At 68.9% G+C, this 2332-nt stretch carries 1 protein-coding gene and 1 pseudogene; both read right to left on the bottom strand.

Annotated elements, in window-relative coordinates; all coding sequences use genetic code 11:
- Positions 1 to 1058: argininosuccinate lyase (gene argH, locus ACFWF3_RS32730; RefSeq protein WP_379317738.1), on the bottom strand; the 1058-nt coding region annotated here is incomplete at its 3' end.
- Positions 1059 to 1289: 231 nt separating this feature from the next.
- Positions 1290 to 2237 (bottom strand): annotated as a pseudogene (locus ACFWF3_RS32725) (argininosuccinate synthase); the annotation flags it as partial.
- Positions 2238 to 2332 lie beyond the last annotated feature (95 nt).

Below are 2332 nucleotides of genomic sequence, written 5' to 3'. Positions count from 1 at the left end.
TCCCCACCGAGACCGAGCATCCGGTCGAGCAGAATGCGTCCCGCGCCGACCACATCGGGGTCGATCACCACCACATCCTGGCCGACGAGCCCGAGCAGCGCCTTGAGGGTGGCGAGCAGGCCGGTGAGGTTGCCGATGAGGCGGCCCGCCTTGCCACGGGTGAGCTCGGAGACATCGGGGTTCTTCTTCTGCGGCATGATCGACGAACCGGTGGACCAGGCGTCGGCCAAGGTCACGTAGCCGAATTCCGGTGTGCTCCAGATGATGACCTCTTCGGCCATCCGGCTCAGATCGACGCCGATCATGGCCAGCACGAAGGCGGCCTCGGCGGCGAAGTCACGCGAGGAGGTGGCGTCGATCGAATTGGCGGCGGAGGCGGTGAAATCCAGTTCGGCGGCGATCTGCTCGGGATCGAGGCCCAGCGAGGAACCGGCCAGCGCGCCCGAACCGTACGGGGAGATGGCGGCGCGCTTGTCGAAGTCGCGCAGGCGTTCCAGATCGCGCAGCAGCGGATGCGCGTGGGCGAGCAGGTGATGCGAGAGCAGTACCGGCTGGGCAGCCTGGAGGTGGGTCTTGCCCGGCATCACGGCGTCGGGATGCGCGGCGGCCTGCGCGACCAGCGCGTCGACCACGTCGAGCACCCCGGCGGCGACGCGACGCACACCGTCGCGCAGCCACATCCGGAACAGGGTCGCCACCTGGTCGTTGCGCGAACGACCGGCCCGCAGCCGACCACCGAGCTCGGTCCCGACCCGCTCGATCAGCCCACGCTCGAGCGCACCGTGCACATCCTCGTCGGAGTCGGCGGGGCCGTAGGCACCGGAGGCGACATCGGCCGCGAGCGCGTCGAGACCGGCCAGCATGGCGGGCAGATCCTCGTCGGCGAGCAGCCCGGCCTTGTGCAGCACGCGAGCATGCGCCTTGGACGCGCGGATGTCATACGGAGCCAGCACCCAGTCGAAGTGGGTCGACTTGCTCAGCGCCGCCATCGCCTCGGCCGGACCGGAAGCGAATCGCCCACCCCAGAGCGCACCTTCGTTGGTTCCACTATGGGTCATCGTGTGCCCTCTCCTGGGTATAGGCGGTCGCGCTCACAGTCGCACATCGGCTGCCAGCGCACGAAGGGCAACCGAATCGAGCCTACGGTTGCCGACTGATCTAGCGAGAACATGGGTAACTCATCGGGCACGCCCAGAACAGGTGTACACCTCAGGCGAGCCCGGAACCGACGCCAACCGCCCCCCTACGACCGGCAGAAGTCGCGGGAGGCGGGAAGGCGGCGGGCGTGCTTACTTCTGGTTCAGGTCGCGGCGGGCGGCGACCTTGGAGGACAGGCCGTGGATCTGCACGAAGCCCTTGGCCAGCGACTGGTCGAAGGTGTCGCCCTCGTCGTAGGTGGCCAGGTTGAAGTCGTAGAGCGACTGCTCGGAGCGACGGCCGTTGACCACCGCGGACCCGCCGTGCAGCACCATCCGGATCTCGCCGGTGACGGTCTGCTGGGTGTCGGAGATGAAGGCGTCGAGTGCGCGCTTGAGCGGGGAGAACCACAGGCCGTCGTAGGCCAGCTCGCCCCAGCGCTGCTCGACCTGCCGCTTGTAGCGGGCCAGCTCGCGCTCGACGGTGACGGCTTCGAGCGCCTGGTGCGCGGTGATCAGCGCGATGGCGCCCGGCGCCTCGTAGATCTCGCGGCTCTTGATACCGACGAGGCGGTCCTCGACCATGTCGAGACGGCCCACGCCCTGACGGCCGGCGCGGGTGTTCATCTCCTCGATGGCCTGCAGCACCGAGACGGGACGGCCGTCGATGGCGACCGGCACACCCTTCTCGAAGGTGATGATGACCTCGTCGGGCGCCTCGAAGTTCACCGTCGGGTCGGCGGTGTAGTCGTAGACGTCCTTGGTGGGCGCGTTCCACAGGTCCTCGAGGAACCCGGTCTCGACCGCGCGGCCCCACACGTTCTGGTCGATGGAGAACGGCGACTTCTTGGTGACGTTGATCGGCAGGCTGTTCTGCTCGGCGAAGGCGATGGCCTTCTCCCGGGTCCAGGCGTAGTCGCGGACCGGGGCGATGACCTCGAGGTCGGGCGCGAGCGCGCCGATGCCGACCTCGAAGCGGACCTGGTCGTTGCCCTTGCCGGTGCAGCCGTGCGAGACGGTGGTGGCGTTGTGGAACTTCGCGGCCTCGACCAGGTGCTTGACGATCAGCGGGCGGCTGATGGCCGAGACGAGCGGGTACTGGCTCCTCGGTCGCGGACCCGCGCGCCGCCTGCATCGCCGCCCGCCCGAGCCCACCGGCGAGCAGTTCCATCACGGCGATCACGACCAGCCCGCCA

The organism is Nocardia sp. NPDC060220 (genome assembly GCF_042727815.1).
Classification (GTDB): domain Bacteria; phylum Actinomycetota; class Actinomycetes; order Mycobacteriales; family Mycobacteriaceae; genus Nocardia.
The sequence above is the reverse complement of the archived record's forward strand: the minus strand, read 5'-3'. Positions and strand labels throughout refer to the sequence as shown.